Source organism: Sutterella sp. (assembly GCF_052272535.1).
GTDB lineage: Bacteria > Pseudomonadota > Gammaproteobacteria > Burkholderiales > Burkholderiaceae_F > Sutterella.
Window position 1 is genome coordinate 1 of record NZ_DAVZJY010000192.1, and the last position, 4,508, is coordinate 4,508.

Genomic DNA, 4,508 nt, shown 5'->3' on the forward strand with positions numbered 1-4,508 from the left:
AGCCTGCCGCCGCGCCGAAGCCGCGGCCGGCCGCGCCCGGGGCGACGCTGAGCTCCTCGGCCGCGCCGCCGACACGTGCTGGCCCGTTGATCAGATGAAGACCCGCGCGATGCTCGAGAGCCACCTCAAGCGCCACCCCGACGACGCCTTCGTGCTCCTCATCTACGCGCGCGTCGAGCAGCGGCTCGGTCGGCGCGCCCAGGCGGTCGAAGCGCTCGACCGCGCCATGAAGAAGCCCGCCGAGGATCCACGCATCCCCTTCAACGCGGGGCAGCTCGCCGCGGACCTCCACGAACCGCAGCGCACCGAGAAGTACTTCAGTGAATACGTCCGTCTGCTGCGCGAGCAGAGCGGGGGCGAAGCGGACCTCTCGCGCCTCGAGGTGTGGCTGCGCATGGGCGAGGCGGCGCTCACGCAGCAGGCTCCGGCGCGCGCGGCGGAGTACTTCGCCCAGCTCCAGAGCGGTCCCTTCGCCGCACAGGCGCGCATCCACGAGGCGCTCGCGCTCGCCGACCTCGGCCGCGGCGACGAAGCGCTCGAGCGGCTCGAGCGCGGCCGCAGAGCGCTCCCCCTCGACGCCCCCGTGCTCTACGGCGCCGAATCGCAGCTTCTTCTCGAGCTCGGCCGCCCCGCCGACGCCCTCGCGCTCATGCGCAAGGCCGTCGTCGAACACCCCGACGAACCCGACGTGCTCTACGAAACCGCGATGCTCGAGGAGAATGCGGGCGATTCCGACGCGGCCGAGAAGCACCTGCGGGCGCTCATCACGCTCAGTCCCGCCCATGTCCAGGGCCTCAACGCCCTCGGCTACCTCTACACCGTGCGCAACGCCCACCTCAAGGAGGCGCGCGAACTGCTCGAGCGCGCCTACAAGGCCGAGCCGCTCGACCCGTACATCCTCGACTCGATGGGGTGGCTCTCCTTCCGCGAAGGCCGCTTCAGGGCCGCGGCGGAATTCACCGCCGCCTCGCTCAAGCGCCTCTGGGACGAGGAGGTGGCGGCCCACCTCGTTGAAATCCTCGCCGCCGACGGACGGCGCGCCGAAGCCGAAGCCGCGCTCGGCGAAATGAGCGCCCACGGCTCGGCGCAAGCCGCCGCGAAGCTCGCGGCCCGCCTCGGCCTCACGCCGCCTCCGGCGGCCGGGAGCGCGAAGTGACCGCGCGCCGCACGCTCCTCACGCTCGCAGCGCTCCTGCCCTTCCTCGCGGCGGGCTGCGCCGTCGCCCCCGCGAACGCGCGCCGCTGGCGCGGGCGGTTCGCCTTCTCGGCCGAACTCGAGGGCGGCGCCGAGCGGCAGTCCGGGCGCTTCGAGCTCACGGACTCGCGCGAACTCCTGCGGCTCGACCTCCTCACGCCCCTCTCGGGAATCCTCGCCCGGATCGAGGAGACGCCCCGCGGCGCCTCCTTCTCCCGCGGCGGGACGGACGAACCCGTCGTCGCGGCGGACCTCGACGAACTCCTCATGCGGCTCCTCGGCTTCACGCTGCCCGTGCGCGAGCTCCGCGACCTCCTCGCCGCGGGCCCGGCGGCGCCCGACGCGCTCGAAGCGGACGGCTGGCGCTGCCGCATCCTCGCGCGCCGTGCCGACGGCTCGGCGAAGCGCCTGCGCATCGAGCGTGCGGCCGGCCCCCGGATGACCCTCACTGCAGTGACGGATGATGACGACTGACCCCTCCACCTCCGCTGCGGCGCGCACGCCGCACATGCTCCTCGGGCTGCCCGCTCCGGCGAAGCTCAACCTCTTTCTTCACGTGATCGGCCGGCGCGCCGACGGCAAGCACCTCCTCGAATCGATCTTCATCCTGATCGACCTCGCCGACACGGTGGACCTCACGGAGCTCCCCGCAGGCCGCATCGAGCGCACGGGCGACCTCGAGTGCGCCCCCGAGGCGGACCTCTGCTGGCGCGCGGCCGAGGCGCTGCGCGCCGCGGCCGGTCCGGCGGCGGCCGAGAAGGGCGTGCGGATCCGCGTCGAGAAGCGCATCCCGGCGGGCGCGGGCATGGGGGGCGGGAGCTCGGACGCGGCGACGACCCTCATCGGCCTCAACCGGCTCTGGGAGCTCGGGCTCGACCGCGCCGAACTCGCGCGGATCGGAGAGACGCTCGGCGCCGACGTGCCCTTCTTCATCCACGGTCAAAACGCGTTCGTCGAAGGGATCGGCGAACGCGTCTCGCCCCTCTTCGTCCCTCCGGCCGAATACGCCGTCATTTGGCCCGGACGCGGTGTTTCCACTGCGAAAATTTTCGCCTCTCCTTCCTTGACAAGAGATAGCGAATCACAGAGAATACGTGTCTTTTCCGACCTCCTCCGGAACCGTTGGCCCGAGCTTCCCGGCCGCAACGACCTGCAGAAGACTGCAGCCGCCATTGAGCCCGTGATCCTCGATGCTCTTGCCGCACTCGCGCCTTTGGGCGGCGAGACGCGCATGACCGGTTCCGGCAGCGCCGTCTTCGCTCTGATCCGTCCCGGCTCCCCCGAGCCTGCCCTCGAGATGAATCGCCTGCCTGCAGGTTGGCGCTTCTTCAGCGTCCGCAGCCTTCGAGAGCATCCGCTTCGGGCCTGGACGCAGGATGCCGGAGCAATAGGGGTGTAGCCAAGCGGTAAGGCACCGGATTTTGATTCCGGCTACCGAAGGTTCGATTCCTTCCACCCCTGCCAAATCCAACGGCCAGAGACGGCCTGCGGAGCGCCCTGGCGGCCCCTTCGCCAGTCTCAACCCACCCCAAGCGAGAGCAGAAATCATGGTCCCCATGGTGCCGGAAAGCATGATGGTCTTTGCAGGCAATGCCAATCCCAAGCTTGCCCAGGCCGTTACTGAATATCTCCACATCCCCCTTGGCCGCGCGTCGGTCACGCGCTTCAGCGACGGCGAAGTGAGCGTCCAGCTCCTCGACAACGTCCGCGGCAAGGACGTGTTCGTCCTGCAGAGCACCTGCGCCCCGACGAACGACAACCTGATGGAGCTGATGATCATGGTGGATGCGCTCAAGCGCTCGTCCGCCCGCCGCATCACCGCCGCCATCCCCTACTACGGCTACGCCCGCCAGGACCGTCGTCCGCGCTCTGTGCGCGTCGCGATCTCCGCGAAGGTCGTCGCCAACATGCTCCAGTCCGTCGGCGTCGACCACGTCCTCACGATGGACCTGCACGCCGACCAGATCCAGGGCTTCTTCGACGTTCCGGTGGACAACATCTACGCGACGCCGGTGCTGCTCGCCGATCTGCGCTCGCGCCACCTCGAGAACCCGATCGTCGTCTCGCCCGACGTGGGTGGCGTCGTGCGCGCCCGCGCGCTCGCCAAGGCGATCGAAGCTGATCTCGCGATCATCGACAAGCGCCGTCCGCGCGCCAACGTCGCCGAGATCATGAACATCATCGGCGACGTTGCGGGCCGCACCTGCATCATCACCGACGACATCGTCGACACGGCCGGCACGCTCTGCAACGCCGCCGGCGCGCTCAAGGAACGCGGCGCCCTCGGCGTCGTCGCCTACATCACGCACCCGGTGCTCTCCGGCGCTGCGGTCGAGCGCATCACCAATTCCGCTCTGGACGAGCTCGTGGTGACGGACACGATTCCGCTCTCCCCGGCCGCCCAGGTCTGCCCGAAGATCCGCCAGGTCTCCTGCGCCGCGATCATCGGCGAAACCCTTTCGCGCATCGCGCGCGAGGCCTCCGTGAGCAGCCTGTTCACGGACTAAAAACCCCCGAGGCGGCAGGAGTTGGTCGCGATTCCCGCCGCCCGATTTTTCTTCATCACATTCACTCCTGAGGAGTTTCCAATGAAAGTCATCGCCACCACGCGCAAGGCGCAAGGTACGGGTGCGAGCCGCCGTCTGCGTCGTGCGGACAAGCTGCCGGGCATCATCTACGGCGGCAACGAGCCCGCTGCGCCGATCGAACTCGAACACAATCCGATCTTCTTCGCCCTGCGCAAGGAGAAGTTCCACGCTTCGATCCTGACGATGGAGCTTGACGGCAAGGAACAGCTCGTGGTTCTCCGCGACTTCCAGATGCATCCGTACAAGCCGCAGGTCATGCACATCGACTTCCAGCGCATCAGCCCGGACGAAGAAGTCACGATGCGCGTGCCGCTGCACTTCACCGGCGACGAGCTGAGCCCGGCCGTCAAGGTCGACAAGTGCATCATCTCGCACACGGTCTCCTACGTCGAAGTGGCCTGCCTGCCGCGCGACCTGCCCGAGTTCATCGAGGTCGACCTCTCCAAGATGGAGTCCGGCATGACGCTGCACTCCTCCGAGCTCACGGTTCCGGCCGGCGTGCGCGTCGTCACTGACAGCGTCGTCGCCTCCGTGATCACCCCGGTCGAGGAAGAGATCGCCGCCCCGGCCGACGCCGCTGCTGCTCCGGCCGACGGCGCCGCTGCTCCGGCCGCTGCTCCGGCCGCCGCCCCGGCGAAGTAATCCGCTCCGAGGCGAGGCGCGCTCCACCCAAAGCGGAGTGCGCCGGTCCCACGAGGCCCGCACGGCGCCCCAAGGCGCCGCAGC

At 69.3% G+C, this 4,508-nt stretch carries 5 protein-coding genes and 1 tRNA gene; all 6 read left to right on the forward strand.

Features of this window, described 5'->3' with window-relative positions; genetic code table 11:
* On the forward strand, positions 1 to 1,156 hold a 1,156-nt coding region (locus tag ACT6Y9_RS08865), incomplete at its 5' end, for a tetratricopeptide repeat protein (protein WP_443744271.1).
* The gene (locus ACT6Y9_RS08870; RefSeq protein WP_443744272.1) at positions 1,153 to 1,668 is read left to right on the forward strand and encodes a lipoprotein insertase outer membrane protein LolB; all 516 of its coding nucleotides are present in this window, start codon (positions 1,153 to 1,155) and stop codon (positions 1,666 to 1,668) included. The genes ACT6Y9_RS08865 and ACT6Y9_RS08870, both read left to right, overlap by 4 nt.
* Complete coding sequence (ispE, locus tag ACT6Y9_RS08875) at positions 1,655 to 2,593, forward strand: 4-(cytidine 5'-diphospho)-2-C-methyl-D-erythritol kinase (RefSeq protein WP_295479191.1); 939 nt, start codon at positions 1,655 to 1,657, stop codon at positions 2,591 to 2,593. Before ACT6Y9_RS08870 ends, ispE begins: the two co-directional genes overlap by 14 nt.
* Positions 2,584 to 2,658, forward strand: a tRNA-Gln gene (locus tag ACT6Y9_RS08880). Before ispE ends, ACT6Y9_RS08880 begins: the two co-directional genes overlap by 10 nt.
* 92 nt (positions 2,659 to 2,750) lie before the next feature.
* Entirely contained in the window at positions 2,751 to 3,701 is a 951-nt protein-coding gene (locus ACT6Y9_RS08885; RefSeq protein ID WP_443744273.1) for a ribose-phosphate pyrophosphokinase, read from the forward strand.
* Positions 3,702 to 3,782: 81 nt separating this feature from the next.
* Positions 3,783 to 4,424 (forward strand): 50S ribosomal protein L25/general stress protein Ctc, encoded by a 642-nt coding sequence (locus ACT6Y9_RS08890; RefSeq protein ID WP_295479188.1) that lies wholly within the window; start codon positions 3,783 to 3,785, stop codon positions 4,422 to 4,424.
* The last annotated feature ends 84 nt before the right edge of the window (positions 4,425 to 4,508 follow it).

Excerpts from the sequence above, each read along its gene's own strand:
- ispE (WP_295479191.1), top strand. The coding sequence starts at position 1,655 with ATGATGACGACTGACCCCTCCACCTCCGCTGCGGCGCGCACGCCGCAC.
- ACT6Y9_RS08890 (WP_295479188.1), top strand. The coding sequence starts at position 3,783 with ATGAAAGTCATCGCCACCACGCGCAAGGCGCAAGGTACGGGTGCGAGC.
- ACT6Y9_RS08885 (WP_443744273.1), top strand. The coding sequence starts at position 2,751 with ATGGTGCCGGAAAGCATGATGGTCTTTGCAGGCAATGCCAATCCCAAG.